This window comes from Actinomyces mediterranea (genome assembly GCF_900155595.1).
Classification (GTDB): Bacteria; Actinomycetota; Actinomycetes; order Actinomycetales; family Actinomycetaceae; genus Pauljensenia; species Pauljensenia mediterranea.
Genome location: NZ_FTPB01000004.1, coordinates 646,209 through 666,039 on the forward strand (window position 1 = coordinate 646,209; position 19,831 = coordinate 666,039).

Annotated in this window: 16 protein-coding genes; 6 read left to right on the plus strand and 10 right to left on the minus strand. The window is 65.3% G+C overall.

Features of this window, described 5'->3' with window-relative positions:
* Nucleotides 1-85: 85 nt before the first annotated feature.
* The gene (locus BQ7471_RS06940; protein ID WP_129583375.1) at nucleotides 86-586 is read left to right on the plus strand and encodes a hypothetical protein; all 501 of its coding nucleotides are present in this window, start codon (nucleotides 86-88) and stop codon (nucleotides 584-586) included.
* A 46-nt stretch (nucleotides 587-632) separates the two neighbouring features.
* Here BQ7471_RS06940 and BQ7471_RS06945 read toward each other — a convergent pair whose 3' ends face one another.
* Together BQ7471_RS06945 and BQ7471_RS06950 are read right to left on the minus strand one after the other, a co-directional pair.
* Nucleotides 633-2,354 (minus strand): NlpC/P60 family protein, encoded by a 1,722-nt coding sequence (locus BQ7471_RS06945; RefSeq protein WP_076465173.1) that lies wholly within the window; start codon nucleotides 2,352-2,354, stop codon nucleotides 633-635.
* 482 nt (nucleotides 2,355-2,836) lie between these two features.
* Nucleotides 2,837-3,613: an SDR family NAD(P)-dependent oxidoreductase gene (locus tag BQ7471_RS06950; protein ID WP_076465175.1), complete on the minus strand. Its 777-nt coding sequence runs from the start codon at nucleotides 3,611-3,613 to the stop codon at nucleotides 2,837-2,839.
* Between the two features lie 83 nt (nucleotides 3,614-3,696).
* Here BQ7471_RS06950 and BQ7471_RS06955 point away from each other — a divergent pair, with 83 nt between their 5' ends.
* From BQ7471_RS06955 to BQ7471_RS06970, 4 genes are all read left to right on the plus strand, one after another.
* The gene (locus BQ7471_RS06955; protein WP_076465177.1) at nucleotides 3,697-6,312 is read left to right on the plus strand and encodes a DUF2339 domain-containing protein; all 2,616 of its coding nucleotides are present in this window, start codon (nucleotides 3,697-3,699) and stop codon (nucleotides 6,310-6,312) included.
* Between the two features lie 5 nt (nucleotides 6,313-6,317).
* A complete protein-coding gene (locus tag BQ7471_RS06960) occupies nucleotides 6,318-7,106 on the plus strand; it encodes an exodeoxyribonuclease III (RefSeq protein ID WP_076465178.1) in 789 nt (262 codons plus the stop codon).
* A 10-nt stretch (nucleotides 7,107-7,116) separates the two neighbouring features.
* The gene (locus tag BQ7471_RS06965; RefSeq protein ID WP_076465180.1) at nucleotides 7,117-7,938 is read left to right on the plus strand and encodes a serine hydrolase domain-containing protein; all 822 of its coding nucleotides are present in this window, start codon (nucleotides 7,117-7,119) and stop codon (nucleotides 7,936-7,938) included.
* 211 nt (nucleotides 7,939-8,149) lie between these two features.
* Nucleotides 8,150-8,602, plus strand: a complete 453-nt coding sequence (locus BQ7471_RS06970) for a GNAT family N-acetyltransferase (RefSeq protein ID WP_076466244.1) — start codon at nucleotides 8,150-8,152, stop codon at nucleotides 8,600-8,602.
* 5 nt (nucleotides 8,603-8,607) lie between these two features.
* On the opposite strand, the gene galK is transcribed toward BQ7471_RS06970, so the two are convergent.
* The 5 genes from galK to BQ7471_RS06995 all read right to left on the minus strand — a co-directional run bounded on the left by galK (nucleotide 8,608) and on the right by BQ7471_RS06995 (nucleotide 15,284).
* On the minus strand, nucleotides 8,608-9,852 hold the full coding sequence (galK, locus tag BQ7471_RS06975) for a galactokinase (RefSeq protein ID WP_076466246.1): 1,245 nt from the start codon (nucleotides 9,850-9,852) through the stop codon (nucleotides 8,608-8,610).
* Between the two features lie 11 nt (nucleotides 9,853-9,863).
* The gene (araA, locus tag BQ7471_RS06980; RefSeq protein ID WP_076465181.1) at nucleotides 9,864-11,372 is read right to left on the minus strand and encodes an L-arabinose isomerase; all 1,509 of its coding nucleotides are present in this window, start codon (nucleotides 11,370-11,372) and stop codon (nucleotides 9,864-9,866) included.
* Nucleotides 11,372-12,115, minus strand: coding sequence for an L-ribulose-5-phosphate 4-epimerase (locus BQ7471_RS06985; protein ID WP_076465183.1), 744 nt, complete (start codon nucleotides 12,113-12,115; stop codon nucleotides 11,372-11,374). Before BQ7471_RS06985 ends, araA begins: the two co-directional genes overlap by 1 nt.
* Before the next feature lie 185 nt (nucleotides 12,116-12,300).
* Nucleotides 12,301-13,329, minus strand: a complete 1,029-nt coding sequence (locus BQ7471_RS06990; RefSeq protein WP_083663299.1) for a LacI family DNA-binding transcriptional regulator — start codon at nucleotides 13,327-13,329, stop codon at nucleotides 12,301-12,303.
* A gap of 341 nt (nucleotides 13,330-13,670) precedes the next feature.
* On the minus strand, nucleotides 13,671-15,284 hold the full coding sequence (locus tag BQ7471_RS06995; protein WP_076465184.1) for a xylulokinase: 1,614 nt from the start codon (nucleotides 15,282-15,284) through the stop codon (nucleotides 13,671-13,673).
* A gap of 202 nt (nucleotides 15,285-15,486) precedes the next feature.
* Here BQ7471_RS06995 and BQ7471_RS07000 point away from each other — a divergent pair, with 202 nt between their 5' ends.
* Nucleotides 15,487-16,788: a M18 family aminopeptidase gene (locus BQ7471_RS07000; RefSeq protein ID WP_076465186.1), complete on the plus strand. Its 1,302-nt coding sequence runs from the start codon at nucleotides 15,487-15,489 to the stop codon at nucleotides 16,786-16,788.
* Between the two features lie 40 nt (nucleotides 16,789-16,828).
* Here the strand turns inward: BQ7471_RS07000 and BQ7471_RS07005 are convergent, their stop codons facing one another.
* The 3 genes from BQ7471_RS07005 to BQ7471_RS07015 form a co-directional block, all read right to left on the minus strand.
* Nucleotides 16,829-17,335 (minus strand): NUDIX hydrolase, encoded by a 507-nt coding sequence (locus tag BQ7471_RS07005; RefSeq protein WP_076465188.1) that lies wholly within the window; start codon nucleotides 17,333-17,335, stop codon nucleotides 16,829-16,831.
* A 196-nt stretch (nucleotides 17,336-17,531) separates the two neighbouring features.
* Nucleotides 17,532-19,100, minus strand: a complete 1,569-nt coding sequence (locus BQ7471_RS07010) for an aspartate:alanine exchanger family transporter (protein ID WP_076466249.1) — start codon at nucleotides 19,098-19,100, stop codon at nucleotides 17,532-17,534.
* Nucleotides 19,101-19,110: 10 nt separating this feature from the next.
* Nucleotides 19,111-19,803 (minus strand): TetR/AcrR family transcriptional regulator, encoded by a 693-nt coding sequence (locus BQ7471_RS07015; protein WP_076465189.1) that lies wholly within the window; start codon nucleotides 19,801-19,803, stop codon nucleotides 19,111-19,113.
* Between the last annotated feature and the right edge of the window lie 28 nt (nucleotides 19,804-19,831).

Here is a 19,831-nt window from a genome sequence, read left to right on the forward strand (position 1 = left end):
GGCGGCACGGACGAGGAGGAGATATGAGAATGAGTCGGCGCGTAGCTGGGGTGGCATTGGTGATCGGCGCCATGGCGCTGGCCGCATGCTCGCCCTCCTCCCCGACTGCGCAATCCTCGCAGTCCGAGCAATCCGCCCCCTCGCCGCAATCAGGAGGAGCCGGGGCGACGCCCCGTCGGATGGGTGCGCTGCAATGGACGGGGTCCTGGCCGAGGCTCTTGATGCCATGGACGAGGGGAGGGCATTCATATCGGCACGCGACTCGGGCGACTCCGCATCCTCAGTCACCGCATGGTCCTCTTTCGTCATCGCCTTCGCCTCCGAATACCGTAATGACATGGCATCGGCTGCGATGGATGATACGGCGACGGAGGCGCTGGACGCCCTCGACTCGTATACCGCTGCGCTCACGCTGCTGTCCAACCCCACGGTGAGCGAATTCGCCGACCCCGCGCAAGCCGAGGCGAATATCAAAATGGGGCGGGAACCGCAGCGCGATCCCGAATATGCGGCGGCAGTGGACGCGGTGAACTCTTCCCACATCACCTTATCGCAGTGCCTGCCGCACTGGCCGATCCTGTTCTGATACCGCTGCAGCCTCGAGTCGGCGCCCGGCATCGGACCGCGCCCGGTCATGGGAAGGGGCGAGCCACCCAGGGGGCAGTGTTCGACCACCCATATCCGACGGTCATGTGCTGAATGCGGGCGGGGCGCCCCATCCAATCCGTGTGAATAACCTGATCATTGCCGATATAGAGGGCGACGTGGGTAACGACTCCGTCGGTCTTGTAGAAGATGAGGTCCCCGCGTCGGCGCTCCGACAACGGCTTGTACATGAGTGCCGAGTGGTTGTACAACTCTCGCGACGTGCGATACGAGGGCAACCCATGTTTGACGACGGTAATCGGCTGCGGGTCGATGCCGCCCGCATACATCGCCTGCAGGACGAGGCCGGAGCAGTCGAATCCCAGATCGTAGGGGCCCGCCCCACCCCACGTGTAGGAGGAACCTACCTGGTTCCACGCATATCCGATCATCGCTTCGATGTGTTCTTCGCGCGAAGCACTGACGGAGATCGGCGTCGCCTGATACTGGTCGACGTACCAGGAGTACCCGATTCCCAGGGCATTCCATGTGCGTTGATCGACAATCCCCGTCACGGGCAGACCCGCTCGGGATTGGAAATTGCGAACCGCCCGCTGGAAGGTCGCATCGACGGATGCGAGGGTCCCCGAGTTCCAGATGCCGAGGCGCTGTTGGACAATGCGGACCTTGACGCCGTTCATCCCCCATGTCAGTTGGTTGGTGTCCAACCCCAGCGGAGTGATCGACGAGGTCGGCTGCAGGTAGCCGGTGGGCGCCTGATAGTTGATCCATTCGCCATTGGCCTGGAACCTGTAGCGGGTCCCGCCGACGGTCTGGTCGGTGGTCGCCATGATGCCGGATTTCGTGTCGAAGTAGTACCACGCGGTTCCGACTCTGTGCCACGCGAATATTTCGGCACCGGAGGAGGCGTAGAAGCGCCACCCGTCGAAGTGGTGGAACCACCCGGTCGCCATTGCGCCCGAATCAGCGAGGAAGTAGGTGGCTGCGCCCTGCGTCAAGAAACCGGTGCGCATGACGCCCGTCGCAGGATTCAGGTAATACCAGATGTCGCCGTCTAAAACCCAACCGGTCACCATCGCACCGCTGTTGGAAAAGAACCTCCACCCCTCGCCCGAGTGACCCCACCCCGTCACCATTGCGCCCGAATTGGTGAAGAAATACGATTCCCCACTGACCTTCACCAACCCGACGCCCATCACTCCCGTCGCAGGATCCAGGTAATACCAGGCACCGCCGTCTAAAACCCAACCGAGGTTCGCTTCGCCGGAGGGAGCGCAATGGAACCATTTGCCGTCCTCGGCGAACCATCCCGTGCGCATGAACTCATCGGCGCCGAAGTAGTAGTAGTTGCCGTGAATGCGCGCCCACTGCGAGCGCAGGACGACGCCGTCATCGCCGCGCCACTTCCATTTGCCGTCAAACGCCTGCCACGAACCGGTGCCGCCGATATCGGCAAGAGTGACCAGCGTCGAATCGGCTGCGGAGCGTTTCTGCGACTGTAGAGCATCGGAGGAGTCGGCGCTGCTCGCATCCAGGTCTGTCTCCGGCGCACTGTGATGCTCAGCCGAGTCTGTGTCCTCTGCTGGGCTGAATTGCTGGTCGCTGCTGTCTGAACTCTGTCCTGAGACAGGTGTGTACGCGGCCTCGGTCTCGTCGGCATTCGCGGTCGCCGTCAGAGGAAGCATGAGGGCGAGCGCTACGCAGGCGCTCAGGGCTGTCCGGATCAGTGGCGCGCGCAGTGGCCGCATGTGTTCTCCCGCTTCGCTTCGGCCGATTGTTGAGGGTACTCATTGTGCGAGGCACTTCCCCGGTCGTGGCACCCATCCTAGCCGTCAATCTGTGTTTGTGTTTATGCCTGCATGAACAAGCGGTGACGGCGCCATGCCCGAGAGCACGGCGCCGTGACGCATCGGGTTATGTCGAATCGATGATCTGCGATGCATTCCCTCTACAGGACCCACCAATGCGATGACAGCGAACAACAACACAGCGACTCGAAGGAGTGAGTGCCTGAACGAACGCGTAATAATATACGTGCCCACTCCTCAAAAAAAGAGAATCACCTTCATTATCGCACCACGAGCATGTCGCACAACTTACTAGACGGATCTCGTAATCCTATGAGCTCCGTCTCGCATTAAGAAATGTCAAAAAATGACAGTACTACGCCAATAGCTCTCCGATGGACGGCGACTGAACGGCCGTTATCACCTGTGACGAGTAGAAACGGTCACATGTGGGGGACGGAGCGCATGACGCGGCGCACCACTGAGCGCGGCGCGATCTTCATCGCCGCCATCATCACTTTGTAGGTGGGCGTCGGCGTAACGAGGACCCGCCCGACGCGCACCGCATCGAGGGCCTCTGTGACGACCTCTTCGGGAGTGGACATCATCCAGTCGGGGGTGCCCGACATGTCGACGCCCGCGTTGTCGAAGAACGGTGTCTTCGTGGGCCCCGGACACACGCATGAGGCCGTGACACCGGTGCCGCGCAGCTCTTCGGACAGCCCCTCCGTGAAAGCAACGATCCACGCCTTGTGCGCGGAATAGGTGCCTGCACCCGTGCGCGACGCGACGGAGGCGACGTTGAGGATCGCGCCGCGACCGCGGGCGCGCATCGATCGGATGGCGTGGTGGCTGAGGACCATGACGGCGCGGACCATGACGTCGAGCGCGCCCAGTTCACGGTCGAGGTCATCGTCGGCGAATGCCCTGCCCAGACCGAATCCCGCATTGTTGACGAGCAATCCGACAGGTGCAGGACCGCCGGGTGCTCCCGATTCATCGAGACGGGCGGTGACGAAGGCGAGCTCATCCGGATTCGTGAGGTCGGCGACAATGACCTCCGCATTGACGCCCGCAACATTGCGCAGACGCATCGCAAGGTCGTCGAGGAGAGGCTTGCGCCGAGCGACGAGGACGAGGTCGTGTCCGGCGACTGCCAGTTGCCAACAGAATTCTTCGCCGAGCCCTGAGGTGGCGCCTGTAACGAGTGCTGTTCCCACACGATGATCGTAGTACGACTCTGTTCATCATTGCCGGTTCATGTTTATTATCCTCACAAGCACTGTCGTTGACGAGGGGCATCATGAACGATCCATATGGCGATCCGCAGGTCCAGGGCCGAACGGGCGACGAGGGCGGGCAACTGTCGACCTCGTCGGCTCCTGACACTGAAGCCGATCACGTATCCCTGGACACTCTGAGCGAGCAGATCACTCGCCTGTCCCGCGAGATCACCCAGCTCACCGTCGCACTGCAGCAGGCGCGGGTCGTCGCACCGCCGACGACTCAATCCGCTCCGGTCCGCCCGGTGCAAGCGCCGAACCGGCAAACCGCAGTCCAGGCTGCGGCGCCGCAGTTCCGCGTCAGCGCAACGACCCCCGTGAATCCCTTCGCCAGATCGGCGGATCAGCGCTTCGCGCCCTCGGCGATGCCACCGGCCCAGTCTCCGCCTCCCATTCAGGCGGCCCCTCCAAGTGCGGCTCCCGCGTCGCAAGTCCCCCGGCCGCACACACCTCACGCTCCGGCCGCCCAGCAACAGTTCACGCAGCAGCAGGAGGTGCGTCCACAGCGGCGCATCGGCGAACAAGCACTCGGGCAGTACGCCCTGTCCGGCGCCGCCGCCCTCCTCATCTTCCTCGCAGCGGGCAGCCTCATCGCCCTCCTGTGGAACACGATCCCCGATGTCGCCAAAGTCGGCGCAGTCGGCGCACTCGCCCTCGTCCTGACCGGCATCGGCACCCGGCTCGGCATTCGTTCGCACTCCCGCGGAGCACAGGGCGCGCCGACGGGCGTCCCCGCAGCGACCCTCATGGGAACCGGCGGCGGCCTCGGCTTCGTCGCCGTCGTCGGGGCGGTCATTCTCGGGGGCATCGTCTCCCCCCTCACCGCACTGTCCCTGCTGTGCCTGTGGGGGATTGTCCTCGTCATCCTCGGAGCGCGGACCCGATTGCCGATGACGTGGGTGATCGCCGCAATCGGCGGCATCACGACTGTGGGTGTCACCGCCACATATTCCGCGCAGGTCCCCGATCAGGCGTTCATGGGGCTCGTCGCGATCCTCGCCTATGTCATCGCCCTGTCGGCGGTCACCGCCGTCGTCGCCCCCACATGCACGAGCGACGCCTCCCGCCCGTGGTATCTCATGACGAGCCTCGTCGTCGGCGTCGCCGCGCTGGCAGCCGCCCGAACGGACCTCGCCGCGACTACCACCGACCTCGGCGCCGCCATCGTCTCGGCATGCCTCGGGCTGGTCGTCCTCGCCCAATACGTGCTCGTTATCCGAAGCGTCCGCCCCGATGCCCGCGGCTCGGACAACTGGGCGTTCGGGTGGCTCGGGACCCCCGTCATTGCGATGCTCGCCGCATTCAAGAGCCTCGACGCGACCACCCTCGTCTCGAATTCAGCGCCGCCATGGGGCGGAGTCGTGTTCGCGGCCGGTACCGGCGTGTGCGCCCTCGCCGTCGCATTCATCCCCCTCCACGCGCGGGTCCGCATTTGGGCGGGATACTGCCTCTTTGCTTCCGCTTTCATCGCCATCCTCCTGACGAGCGACCTTTCGATGATGAACGCCATCGTCCTCGTCGTCGTCCTCATCATGACGGCGGTTCCTACGGTGCGCTCCGCCTATGGGGCGCACGCCGTGCTCGTCCCGCTCGCCTTCCCCGTGATCATGTTCCGCTACATGGACTATTCGTGGACGGCTGTTGCAGTTTTCGCCCTGCTCTTCGTGGCCGTACTCGCAGCCGCCGTCATTATCGACGAGTATGCCCTGCGCACTGCACCCGCACAGCAGGCCCCGCTCGGCGCCGCTCAAGCGCCCACCGGCACTCCCCCGGCTACGCCCCCCGAACCCGGGATCGCCCCGCCGCGCGGCTCCTCACGCGCAGCAGCGTGGGTGTGGGGAATCGTCGCCGTCCTCGGCGCTTGCGAACTCGTCCCCGACATCGTGCGCCTCATCAGCGCCGACGCCCGGTCGTGGGCCGAGTGGGTGACGTACGCGATCATCCTCATCGGCACGGGAGTGCTCATTGTGGCGGGTTTGCCGACGCACAGACTCACCCCATTCGGCCTCGTCACCGGACGCGGCTTGTTCACCCGCCCTGAGCCGGCTAAGGCAGCCGAGCCGGGCAAGACCGTGTTCGTCGCGCCGCTCCTGGTCGCGATCTTCTCCCTGCTCATAATGGTGACGACCACGGCCGTATTCTCCGCATCCGATGCGCAGGTCGCATCGTCGCAGTGGCTGCGCGCCTTCCTCATGGCTCCCATCATCATGGGACTGGGCCTCGCCCTCGTGTGGATGATGATGCCGACGATCCGCACCACCATCGTGGGAGTGTCCACCGGACTCGTCATCACGATCAGCGTCGCCTGCGTCATCGGCCTGTTCTCACTCACCGACGTGTACTCGATGCCGCTCAATATCGGCCTCATCCTCGCCGGAGCGGCGTGCATCGTCGTCGGATTCAGCCTGCGCGCGAAGTTCTTGCGCCTGTACGGCCTCATCCTCGTCATCGCGATGGTCCTCAAGTTCGCCCTCGTCGACATGTCGGGGCAGAACTCCATCATCCGCATCGTCTCACTGCTCATCGCCGGAGTCATCTGCTTCGCCCTCTCCGTCGCCTACTCGCGATTCTCCGCGCAACTCGACGAGGACGCCCACGATGCTCCCCAGGACACTCATCATGCTCCAGTAGGCTGACCGGCATGAGACTCGCGACTTGGAACGTCAACTCCATCCGCACCCGCGTCGACCGCGTCATCGCATTCCTCGAGCGCTCCGGCACGGATGTCCTGGCGATGCAGGAGATCAAGTGCCGACCCGACCAATTCCCCGTCGATGCCTTCGCGCACGCGGGGTACGAGGTCGCGGCCTGGGGGCTCAACCAGTGGAACGGCGTCGCGGTGGCCTCCCGCCTGCCGATCACATCCGTCGTGGATCATTTCCCGAGCCAACCCGGCTTCGGCGATCCCGTAGTCGTTGAGGCGCGCGCCCTCGGAATCACCGTCGAGGCTGGGGATGCGCCGCTGACCGTGTGGAGCCTGTACATCCCCAACGGCAGGGAGCTCGACCACCCGCACTATGCGTACAAGCTCGAATGGCTCGACGCCCTGCGCCGCGACGCCGCAGGATGGCTCGCCGATGATCCGGGTGCGAGGATCGCCCTCGTCGGAGACTGGAATGTCGCGCCCCTCGACGAGGACGTGTGGGACATGGCTGCCTTCGAGGGCGCCACGCACGTATCCGATGCGGAGCGCCGAGCGTTCTTCGCATTCGAATCCGACGGCTGGCGGGAAGTGACCCGAGGACGTGCGGACAACTACACGTACTGGGACTACCAGAAGCTGCGTTTCCCCAGGAACGAGGGGATGCGCATCGACTTCGTCTACGCCTCCCCCGCCCTCGCCGCATCGGTGACGGGCGCGAGCATCGACCGCGATGAGCGCAAGGGGAAGGGCGCCTCCGACCACGTCCCCGTCATCGTCGACGTATAGGCTGGTGCGCATGCAGCGACGAGGAGCCCCCACAACCCTGCCGGTTGATATTCCCTTCGACTATTCCCTGGCGGTGCTGCGCGGCGATGACGTGATCCTCAGTATCGGGAATACCCGGCTGGTGCGCCCCTTGGCGTCAGTGACGAAAGTGTGCGCCGCATGGGCGACGCTCATCGGAGTCGATCGCTCCATGCTCCGCCTCGATGACTCCGCGGGTCCACCCGGGTCGACCATCCGCCACCTCCTCGCGCATGCCTCCGGTCTTCCCGCCGACTCGCGCGAGCCGCTATTCGCCCCAGGCAAGCGCCGTGTCTACTCCAATGCGGCCTTCGACGTCCTCGGCGACGCAGTCGAGCAGGCGACAGGGACCCCGATCGGACGGTGGATCGACGAGACCCTTTTCGAGCCGCTCGGCATGTCGAGCGCCCTCGTCCCCGCCTCCCCCGCGCATTCGGGCGAGGCGAGCATCGAGGATCTGATCGTCCTCGCGAACGAACTCCTGCATCCGGCGCTCCTGACCCCCGGCCTTGCCGTAGAGGCGGCAACCATTCAATTCCCAGAGCTCGCGGGAGTCGTGCCCGGATACGGGCGCCATACGCCCTGCCCGTGGGGGCTCGGCGTGGAGGTCAAGGGCGGCAAGTCCCCGCATTGGACCGGGGTCGGCGCAGACCCGGCAACTTTCGGGCACTTCGGGGTGTCCGGATCCTTCATCTGGGTGGACCGCGTCAATAATGCCGCGGCCGTGTTCCTCGGAGCCGAACCCTTCGGACCGTGGCACAAGGAGAACTGGTCGCCCCTCAACGACTATCTCCTCGCCCTCGCCCGCAGCTGAGCCCGTCGGCGCCCGTGCACGGATTCTGCTCCCCGGGGGCTGCCGTCTCGCACAGGCGCGCGGCTGCCGCGCCCCGCGAAAACCCCGGCGCCGGGGCACGATGAGTCGGCGGCGCATAGTCGATCCGCAATGCGTCCAGTCGCCCCCATGGCCCCCATCCGCTTTAGAATCTCCACAGGACCACGCGGTCGCTACGACGAAAGGCATGCGCATGAGTGTTGAGATCATCACCGAGTCCTCCGATGAACTCGTCGAGGCGATGGAGCGCCTCATCCCGCAACTGTCGCGCTCGGCACGGCCCTTGGATGCTGCCGGCTGCGAGCGCTTCGTCGCCCAGCCCGGCGTCCGCCTCTTCGTGTTCCGCTCCGACGAGGCCGACTCCGATGGGACTCGCCCGATCCTCGGCATGCTCTCCCTGGCGACATTCGAAATCCCGACGGGGGTGCGCGCATGGGTGGAGGACGTCGTCGTCGATTCCGAAGCGCGCGGCCAGGGCGCGGGCCAAGCCCTCGTGCAGGCGGCACTCGACCATGCGAAGGCGATCGGCGCGCGCACCGTGGACCTGACGAGTCGGCCGACGCGCGAGGCCGCGAACCGCCTCTATCGTCGCAGTGGATTCGAGCTGCGCGAGACGAACGTCTACCGGGTGACGCTCGACAAGTAGGAGACTCAGTCCTCCCTGCGCGCAGGGCCACCCGGAATGGCGGTGAGGAAGTGCGGCTCATTGAAACCGGCCTGCGCGAATGCGCGAGCGATCGCGGCGCCGACTTCTTCGCCCCTCCCTTCGTTGATGAGAGCGATCGCGCTTCCGCCGAATCCTCCGCCGGTCATACGAGCGCCGTAGGCGCCGTTCGCGCGCGCCACGTCGACCGCGAGATCAAGTTCGGGACACGACACCTCGTAGTCGTCGCGCAAAGAATCATGCGAGTCGTTCATCAGTGCTCCGGCGGTCGCCAGGCGCGCCCCCTCAAGGCGACCCGCCTTGAGCAGTTCGATGAACGCCCTCGTCCGGGCGATTTCTGAGACGACGTGGCGCACCCGCATGACCTCGCGCGGCTCCGACACCACCGACAGCGCCGCCTCCACGTCCTCGACGTCGACGAGCAGGTCGACGCCGATCGCACGTGCCGCCGCTTCGCAATCCGCACGACGCGATGCGTATTGCCCGTCGTTGAGCGTGTGGGGAGCGCGCGTGTCGATGACGAGAAGCTGCAGGCCGCTGCAGCTCATATTGAAGGGGATCTGTTCGATCGACATGTCGCGGCAATCGAGGGCGAGTGCATGCCCTTCGAGGCAGCGCAGCGACGCCGTCTGGTCGAGTCCACCGGTATTGGCGCCGGCGATGGTGTTCTCAGCGGCGCGGCAGGCGTCAACGAGGATGATTCGCCCCGCATCGTTCGGGGCATCATTCGATCCCGCGAGGCCGAGCCCTTCGAGGTCGTCAATGGCGACTGCCATCGCGCATTCGAGTGCGGCGGAGGAGGAGAGACCGCCGCCCTGGGGGACGCAGGACCACAGGGCCGCGTCGAAACCGTGAAGGGAGTCGTCCCCCGCCTGTTCCAGCGCCCAGGCCACTCCGGCCAGATACGCCGCCCAGCCGCGCACCTCGCCCTCAGTGCCGCGAGGCCCGATCGTATCGAGGTCGAGGATGTCGACGCGATCGCGGGTCTGCAACGAGACGAGGCGGATGAGGCGGTCGGTGCGGGGGCTGACCGCGAGATAAGCGCGATGCGGCAATGCGATGGGCAGGCAGGGACCGCCGTTGTAGTCGACGTGCTCCCCGATGACATTGACCCTGCCCGGAGCGGACCACACGCCGTGGGGCTCATAGGCGAAGACCTCGGTGAACAGGCTGCGCGCCCGGGCGGAGCCCTCCTCAGGGGTGACTGCAAGATTCCAGATGATATCGGTCATGGTGTCGAGCCTCACAGCCCTTCGGCGAGTCGGTGGTAGGACTGGTTCCAGCGGATGCGCTCGTGGAAGTCGGCGGCTGTCGTCGATTCGTCGATGACGAGGAGTTCCATCTGCGCGATTCTTGCGAACATCTCCCAGACGTCGGGGCCGATCTGCGTCGTCATCGCCGTATGGTGCGCTCCTCCCGCAGTCAGCCACGCCTCGACCGAGGTGTACAGGTCGGGGGCGGGGCGCCACATGACGCGGGCGACGGGGAGCTTGGGCATGTCGTGGGGAGGTTCGACGACCTCGACGACATTCGCGGTGAGGCGGAAGCGGTCGCGCATATCGGATAGGGCGACGACGACGCCCGGGCGCGGAGCCGCATTGAATACCATGCGGACCGGATCCTCGCGGTTTCCGATGCCCAGCGGGTGGATCTCGATGCGCACCCGCTCCGGGGTCAGCGACGGGCACACTTCGAGCATGTGCGCGCCGAGGATCAATTCGTCGCCGGGGACGAGGTTGTAGGTGTAGTCCTCCATGAGGGAGGCGCCGCCGGGCAGTCCCTCGCCCATGACCTTCGCCGCGCGCACGAGGATCGCGGTTTTCCAGTCGCCCTCGGCGCCAAAACCGTACCCGTCGGCCATGAGGCGCTGGACGGCGAGGCCGGGCAGCTGGCGCAGCTCCCCGAGGTCCTCGAAGTTCGTGGTGAAGGCGGTGGCGCCGCGCTCGTCGAGGAAGGCGCGCATGGCGATCTCCTGGCGCGCGGCGTAGCGCAGCGACTCGTGGCGATCACCCGTCGAGCGCAACTCGTCGGCGACGTCGTAACGCTCTTCGTAGAGGGCGACGAGGGCGTCGACTGCGGCCTCGTCCACCGCGTCGACTGCGGCGACGAGGTCGTTGACGCCCCACGTGGTGACGGAGACGCCGAGCTTGCGCTCCGCCTCGGTCTTGTCGCCCTCGGTGACGGCGACATTGCGCATATTGTCGCCGAAGCGGACGACGCGCATGGAGTTCGTCGCGGCCCAGCCGACGGCGGCCCGCATCCACTTCGCGACCCTGTCCGTGACCGCCGGGTTCGAGGCGTGTCCGACGACGGTGGTGCGCGAGACGCCGAGGCGGGTGAGGATGTAGGCGTACTCGCGGTCGCCGTGGGCGGCCTGGTTGAGGTTCATGAAATCCATGTCGATGGTGTCCCAGGGGATTTCAATATTCGCCTGGGTCGCCAGGTGCAGAAGCGGCTTGGAGAGGACTTCGAGGCCGCGGATCCACATCTTCGCGGGGCTGAAGGTGTGCATCCAGGAGATGACGCCAATGACCGAGTCATCCGCCGAAGCGTCGAGCATGGCGCGGCGGATCGAGTCGGAATCCTTGAGGACGGGTTTCCATACGACGGGTGCGGGAAGGACTCCGGATTCATTGAGCAGGCGGACGACCTCTTGGGATTGTTCCGCCACCGTTGTGAGGGTCTCTTCGCCGTACAGGTCCTGGCTGCCGGTGTAGAACCAGACTTCACGGCCGTCGTAGAAACTGGTCATCAGGCATTTTCCTTGCTGGTGGGGGCGGCGTCGTGCTGTCCGTAGACGTTCTGGTAGCGGTTGAAGAGGGAGTCGATCTTGTCCTGGGGGATCGGGATAGGTTCGCCGAGTTGGCGGGCGATGTGCACGGTGCGGGCCACTTCTTCGACCATGGCCGCGGCTTTGACTGCGGCGCGCGCATCGGCGCCGATGGTGAAGGGGCCGTGGTTCTGCATGAGGACGGCGGGGCTGCGCGACTCCTTAAGCGTGTCGACGATGCCGCGACCGATCGAGTCGTCCCCGATGAGGGCGAAAGGACCGACGGGGACCTCGCCGCCGAATTCGTCCCCCATCATGGTCAGGACGCAGGGGATCGCCTCGCCGCGCGCCGCCCATGCGGTCGCGTAGGTGGAGTGGGTGTGTACGACGCCTCCGACGTGGGGCATGTGCGTGTACACGTAGGCGTGGGCCGCGGTGTCTGACGAGGGTGAGCCTTCGCCCTGCACGAGGTTCCCCTCGAGGTCGCATACGACCATGGATTCCGGGGTGAGGTCGTCGTAGGACACGCCGGAGGGCTTGATGACGAGCAGATCCTGTGAGCCGTCCGGGGCGGGGCCGACGATGCGCTGGGACACATTGCCCGCCGTCCAGACGATCAGCTCCCATTTGGGCAGCTCCGAGTGCAGTGCCGCAACGACCTCGCGTGTGCGCTGTACCTCTTCGGCGAACCCGGGTGTCCAGGTGTTCGGATCACGATGATCCATGGGTACTCCTTCGTATCGGTGAGAGTGCGGAATCCGGAGCGTCTCAGCGCCTCGGACGCTTCTCTTCACACGTCGTGACAACAGCTCAAGGTTAACGCTCACACTAGCGTGATTTCAAGGTTTTCCATCTTTAGAAAGAGAGCGGTCCCGCCAGTTTTCATCTGGCGATTCCCGATCAGCAGGCGTCATGCCCCGCGCGGGGCCGCCGTGGATGCGCGGACGACGAGATGGGAGGGAAGACTCACGCCGTCGGGCGTCGAGCCCCCGATCGCCACGATCATGGTGTCAATGATCTTGCGGCCGATCTCCTCGAAGTCCTGGGCGACAGTCGTCAGCGCAGGACGGTAATAGCGTGCCTGCGGCAGATCGTCGAAGCCCGCAACCGACACGTCCTCGGGGATGCGGATCCCGCTCTCCGCGAACGCCCTGTACATGCCGAGCGCGATCTCGTCATTCGCGCAGAACACGGCGGTAGGAAGATCACCCTTCGCCATTGCCCGGCCCTCCTGATAGCCCACCTCGGCGGACCATCCGCGGGCGCCGAGGTCGCGCAGGCGAAGGCCGCGCTCGCTCAGCATGGTCCGCCAGACGTTCTCGCGGATCCGTGCCTCGTATGCCCTCGGGGGGCCGCCGACATGAGCGATATCAACGTGACCGAGGCTGACGAGATGATGAATGAGCTCCCGGGTGCCCGCCTCCTGATCGATGGTGGCGACCACGGCGTTGGGCAGGGAATCGACCGGGGCGGCGATCACCGCGACGAGGGGGATGTCCAATTGCGCGTCCCCGATATCGGAGACGATGTCACGGGTCGGCGCGATGAAGACGAGCCCCTCGACGGGTAGGCCGAGGAAACGGTCGAGGGTTGTGCGGACGGCCTCGTCATCATCATCGTCGATCGGCGAGACGACCGTGTAATAGCCTGCCGATCGGGCCGCAATCTCCACCGCTAGGAGGATCGAAGTCGGGCCATAATGCCACGAGGAGGTGGTGATGATGCCAAGGATCCCGGACTTGCGGGTAACCAATGCCCGGGCCACCGAATTGCGGCGATAGCCGATCGCATCGATGGCGGCGCGCACGCGCTCACGGGTCTCGGGCGTGACGCGCTCGGAGTCGTTGAGGACACGGGACACGGTTTGGTGGGACACGCCAGCGGCTTTGGCGACGTCGAGAATCGATGGGGGCCGTGAAGCGGCGCTGCGGCGCGGCATTATCACTCCTCATTCACACATGCGGATAGCAGAACTGTAGGCCGAAAAAGTCGGAGCGGCACAGATAACCGCGCCGCCCCGATCAGGTGATCCTCCGATCACTGGCCTCTGATCGCTGACTTCCAGCCCGGCGCTTGTTCCACACGTCGAAGGCGACGGCGAGTTCCTCGTTGGCGTTCACCGTGCCGTTCTCGGCGAGTTTCAACAGGCCCGCGATGGCGTGAGGGCCCCCACAACAAGGCTGTGTGCAGGACGGGAATCAGTTGGGAACCCTGGAACACGACATTAACAGCCAGAGGGCGGCGCTCCGCCGACCGTGCCTGTCCCGCCAGCCTTACGAATCAGGCATCGGCTTCGGTTGCGTAGGCCGCAGCGGCAGCGTCTACAGCCGCCGCGCCTCTGAGGTAGAGTTCCATGTAGCGCTCGCACGCCGACGCATCGGCCTCGTCGGGTTCAATGACACTGACCTGCGCAGTGGCGAAAACCCTCTTATCGAGATAGTGCGGAAGCGACTCGCCCTCGTCTCGGCATGCCGCGAAGCGCGCGAGCACGGCGATGCCCCACGCGCCTCCCTCGCCTGCCGTCTCTCCCACTGCGACTGGCGTGCGCACGGTATCGGCGAGGATCTTCTGAGCGACCCCCGCTGTCTTGAAGATGCCGCCGTGGGCGAGAAGTCGGTCAAGGACGACGTCCTCGCGGGTGAGGATGTCCATGCCGACGCGCAGCGGGGCGAAGACGGCCATGAGCTGCGTGCGCATGAAGGTCGCGAGGTCGAGGTCGGCGGCGGGGGCGTGAAGGACCATCGGACATCCTGCGTCGACGCCGAGGATGGGCTCTGCGGCCAAGAGATTGTAGGACAGGACGCCCGCACCATCGGCCGCGCCGGTGAGGGCATGACGGTAGAGCATGTCGTAGAGATCGCCGACTTCGAGGTCTACTCCTGCGAGCCGCGCAAACTGGGCGAAAACGCCGACCCACGTGTCGAGTTCGGAGGCGCCGTTATTCGAATGGACCATCGCGACTGGCGCCCCATCGGGGGTAGCGACTTGGTCGATCTCCACATGGACGCCTTCGATGGCCCGGTCAAGGACGACCATCGCGAAGACCGAGGTTCCTGCGGAGACATTGCCGGTGCGCGGCGCGACGGCATTGGTCGCGACCATGCCGGTCCCGGCGTCCCCCTCGGGCGGACACAGTGCGATCCCCGCTTCGAGTGCACCAGTCGGATCGAGGAAGCGCGCCCCCTCTTCGGTGAGGACGCCTGCAGGGTCGCCCGCTGCGAGGACCTGCGGCAGAAGCGATGTGAGGGTCCACGGAACACGGTCCTCGACGAGGGCGTCATAATCGGCGACGCAATCGGCGTCGTAGTCGAGGGTCGTAGAATCGATGGGGAACATGCCCGATGCGTCGCCGACTCCGAGGACGTGACGCCCGGTGAGCATCTGGTGGACATATCCGGCCAGAGTCGTGATCCGGTCGATCCTGGCGACGTGCTCCTCGCCATTGAGGACCGCCTGATGCAGGTGAGCGATCGACCAGCGATGGGGGATATTCACCCCGAAGAGACGGGTGAGCTCCTCGACTGCCGGACCGGTAGAGACATTGCGCCACGTTCGGAAAGGGACGAGGAGTTGCCCGTCGGCGTCGAACGCCAGGTAGCCGTGCATCATGGCGGAGATGCCGATGGCGCCGTATCCCGTGGGGGTCACGCCGTAATGCGTGGCGACCTTGGCGACGAGGTCGGCGTAGGCGCTTTGAACTCCGTGCGCCACTTCGTCGAGCGGGTAGGACCACAGGCCGTCGACGAGACGGTTTTCCCAGGCGTGCGATCCGGTGGCGATGACGTCATGGTCCGGTCCGATGAGCACCGCTTTGATGCGGGTCGAGCCGAACTCGATGCCGAGTGCCGTGTCTTTGCCTGTGATGATGTCCTGGATCGATGCGGGCTCGCTCATGTGCTGCCACTCCTCGTGTCGTCGTCATTGACAGTGTGCGCGACGAGCGCGCCTCCAATAGGTTAACGCTAACACGGTGCAGATCCCCCGGGAAGGCCACACAATCTCGCAGATCAGGGCACTGATCAGATGAGCGACGCAGCACGGGGTAGACGAGGGCGCAGCACGGGTGGGGTGTGCCCGTGAGCCCTACCATGGGCGTATGACTTCTTTCGAACTCGACGCAGCCTCGCACCACGCCATCGACTATCAGCACTTCCTCTTGGACTCCCCGAGTCCCTACCACGCGGCGAGCCTCGTCGCCCAGCGACTCGAAGACGCCGGATTCACGCGCCACAACGAGACCGACCCCTGGGACGCCTCACCCGGCGGCCACGTCATGCTCCGCTCCGGCGCAGTCGCCGCATGGGTCGTCCCCGACGCCGTCTCCGCGGACGCCGGCTTCCGCATCGTCGGCGCACACACCGACTCCCCGGCATTCCACATCAAACCCTCGCTCCAATCGACGACATCGGACGGATGGGGCCAGATCGACGTCGAAGTGTACGGCGGAATGCTGTGGAACTCGTGGCTGGACCGCGAACTCGCCATCGCCGGCCGACTCATCATGCGTGACGGATCGACCGTTCTCGTACGCACGCCCGCACTCGCACGCATCCCTCAATTAGCGATCCACCTCGACCGCAGCGTCAACACCGACGGAGTGAAACTCGACCCTCAGCTGCACCTGCACCCCGTGTGGACCGTCGACTCACCCGAGGCGGACCTGCTCGACCTCGTCGCACGCTATTCCGGGCTCGACGACGCCTCCGAAGTCGTCGCCCACGACCTCATCCTCATCCCCACGCAGGGGCCGGGAACCTTCGGCGAGAAGGCCCAGTTCTTCGCAGCAGGCCAGCAGGACAATCTGTCATCCGTGCACGCCGGACTCACCGCGCTCGAGCGGCTGGCGGACGAGACCCCCGCGGACGGCGACATCCGGGTCTTCATGTGTTTCAACCACGAGGAGATCGGCTCGGCGACGAGGGAGGGGGCGGCGGGCCCCATCTTGGAAACGGTGCTGCAACGCACCGCCGGAGCCCTCGGCCGCGATTCGGATGCCATCGCACGCATGTACGCGGCCTCCTCGTGCATCAGCGCCGACGCCGCCCACTCGGTCCACCCGAATTATGCCGACCGTCACGACCCGCAGACGAGGCCGGTCATGGGCCGCGGACCGATCCTCAAGATCAATGCGATCCAGCGCTATGCGACGGATGGGGAGGGGATCGCACTGTGGCTGCGCGCCTGCGACGCGGCGGGAGTCGCCTCCCAGTCCTTCGTGTCAAATAATGCGATGCCATGTGGGTCGACGATCGGGCCGATTACGGCGACTCGATTGGGCATCCTCACCGTCGATGTCGGCATCGGCCTGTTGTCGATGCACTCGGCGCGCGAGATGAGTCATGTGGACGACCTCGTCGCCTTGTCGCGCGCACTCGAATCGTATTGGGCGGGCGCCTAACGCCGCGCCGCTTCTCGGGGTCCGATGCGTCAGCGTGGGTTCAGAACTCGAATGCGGCGGCCTCGTGCCCTGACAGGGCCCGTTGAATAACCCGCGTGAATCGCTCATTCATCTCGGGCAGTTCGTCGCCGCGCACGAAGCGCGCGTCCGTATTCTCCCCATCTGCGGGCCACGGTTCCCCGCCCTCCCATATGAGCAGGAAGGCGCTGTCGAGATAGACGGCGCGGTCCCCATTCGGGTATGTCATCGGTCCGACGACTTCGGTGGACACGAGCCGCAGCGGGCGGGCGCGCACCCCTGCTTCTTCTTCTACTTCGCGCACGAGTGCGGCGGCGGGCTCCTCGCCGGGGTCGACGATGCCCGTCACGGGCGTCCACCTGCCATTGTCGGAGCGTTTGACGATGAGGATCTCCACGTCGGCGGGATCGAGACAGGCACGCGGGTCGTGCCCGTCCGTGCGCACGACGACACCGGTCACCCCCGGCATCCACAGCAAGTCGTGGCCGATGTGCCTGCGCAGTTCAAGCACGAAGTCCGGTGTCGTCATGTCCACCACCCTACCCCGATGATCATCTGCTCCTCGCGGTACCTACCGCTAATCTGCACACAGTTTCACTCCCGACGACACGGTCGAACGGGAAGAGTTTCTCATATACGCAGTTCAAAGCCGACTCTCCATGTCAGCACATGAGCGTGCGAGGAGAAACTGTGTGCGTTTGTGCGGGTGCGGGAAGGCACCCGGCTCACAGGCTCCAGATGAGGGGGACCAGGAAGATCTTGATAACGATGGAAAAGGCGAAGAGAGTCGCATAGGCCGCTTCGATCCGCTCATCGGCGACGCGGGCGTCGGCGGCCTGCAGAACTGCGGGCTGACCGAGGAACCCGGCGACTCCGCCCGCGCTGCGCGCTGCCGACAGACCCGCGAATCTCCCGGCGAGTGCTTGGGCAACGCAGCAGATGATGACGATGACGAAGGCGAGCAGTGCGGCCCTCCATCCCATGTCGGAGGCGAGCAGGGATGCCAATTCGGGACCTGCGCCCAGGCCGAGCCCGGCGAGGAAGAGCATGAGCCCGATCTGACGGATCGTGAGGTTCGCCGATGTCGGCAGGGTCCACACCATCGGCCCCGTTCGTCGAAGCGCCCCGAGCAGCATTCCGACGATGAGAGGGCCTGCGGCCGATCCCAGTTGGAAGGCGGCGCCGCCCGGCATGGGGAAAGGGACCGCGCCGAGGAGCAAACCGAGGACCATGCCGATGCCGAACGCCATCGCATCCACTTCCGAGATGCGTTTCTGCGAATCCCCGAGCCACGTCTGAATGGCGTCGAGCTCAGCGGTGGGAACGACGACTGCGACGTGGTCGCCGAGTTGGAGGTCGAGATCGTCGCGGGCGAGCAGGTCGAGGTCTCCGCGCCTCACGCGCGTAATGACCGCGCCGAAACGGGTCGTCACAGTGAGGTCGGCGATGGATCGCCCGGCAATATCCGGGTTGGACACGACGATCCTTTCGAAGGCGACGTCGCTGCGGTCGTCTTCGAGATGCCGATCGACGGGGGTGCCGACCTGGGCTGCGGCCTCTTCAATATTCGCGGGGTCCCCGACGACGAGGACGAGATCGCCCGCATAAAGGTCCTCCCCCGGGACGACGACGCGGGTGCGGCCGTCGCGTCGCAGATACGACATGCGGACCCTCTGGTCTCGCCACGCGGCGATCGCTCGGGTATTGATGTGCTCCTCGACTCTCACTGTCACCGTCTCAAGGCTGGATCCTGCCAGGGACGGCGTGTCCCGGTGGCCGATCCAGTGGCGGGTGACCGTCATGGTGACGACGATGATGCCGACGATCACTCCGATCGGGTAGCCGAAGGCGTAGCCGACTGCCGCCTGTGGATCGCCGGTGACGCGGGTGGCTGCGTCGAGGGCGGGCGCCGCAGTGAGGGATCCGGTGAACAGTCCGAGGGTGAGTCCCCTGGGCAGATCGAGCAGGCGTCCCCCGACGAGGGCGACCACCGCGCCGAGAAGGGCGACCGCCGCGCAGGAGCCGAGGAGAGCCGTCTGTTTGCGCAGGTCTGCAAAGAATATGGCTCCCGCGGAGATTCCGACGGTGTAGACGAAGAATGCGAGGCCGATCTGCTGGACGATCTGCATCCCCTCGCCGATGTTCGGGTTCCACGCGGACACTGCAAGGCCGACGAAGAGCGCTCCGGCGGCTCCGAAGCGCAGCGGTCCGAATCGAATGGCGCCGAGCACGGCGCCCGCTCCCACGACGAGGAAGAGGGCGAGAAGGTGGTTCGTCTCAAGCAGGGATGCCATGACTCCCACACTAGTCACGCGCGCCCTTCTCCCACGCTCCTGCTCGGGTGGAACTACTCACCACCTGTTCCCGATGCTGAACCGCTCTGGGTGTGGAGAAGGCGACGATGATGGCTTCAATGACTTGCCGCAGCAGATCGGAGTCGTCGGTGTCGACTCCGAAGTAGTCGGGGCTGAGCGAGTCGAGATAGAAGATCGTGAGCATGCGCGCGATCGTTCCGGTGGGGAAGAGCGCCCGCCTGCCCATGCGGGCCAGCACATCCGAAATGATCGAGGTGACGGCGCGCTCAATGTGCTCGCGCTGGGCTAGCGGGAACTCCGCGAGGTCCTCGCCCGCGAGCGAATGGCGCATCCGGTAGAGGTTGTACTCCATGGCGAGGATATACGTCGACTGCTGATTGGATCTGACGGTGTCGAGGACCGTCATGATCGAGTCGATGGTCGGCGTCCCATCGAGGTGCACGAAGGCTTCTTGCAGATCATCAACGGTGCGATTGGAGCGCTCGATGAGCACGTCACGCAGGATGTCGTCGATTGAAGAGTAGTTGGAGTAGAACGCACCCCTGGTGAATCCCGCCCGCGAGACGATGTCGTCGATTCTGGCGCCACTGATGCCCTTGGCGATGAATACCTCGGTCGCGGCATCGATGAGGCGCGCACGTGTATTCGAGCGTTTGCGCAGTGCACGGGGGGAGGCGGGCATTGAGGTCCTCTCAATGTGGTGTCTGTGT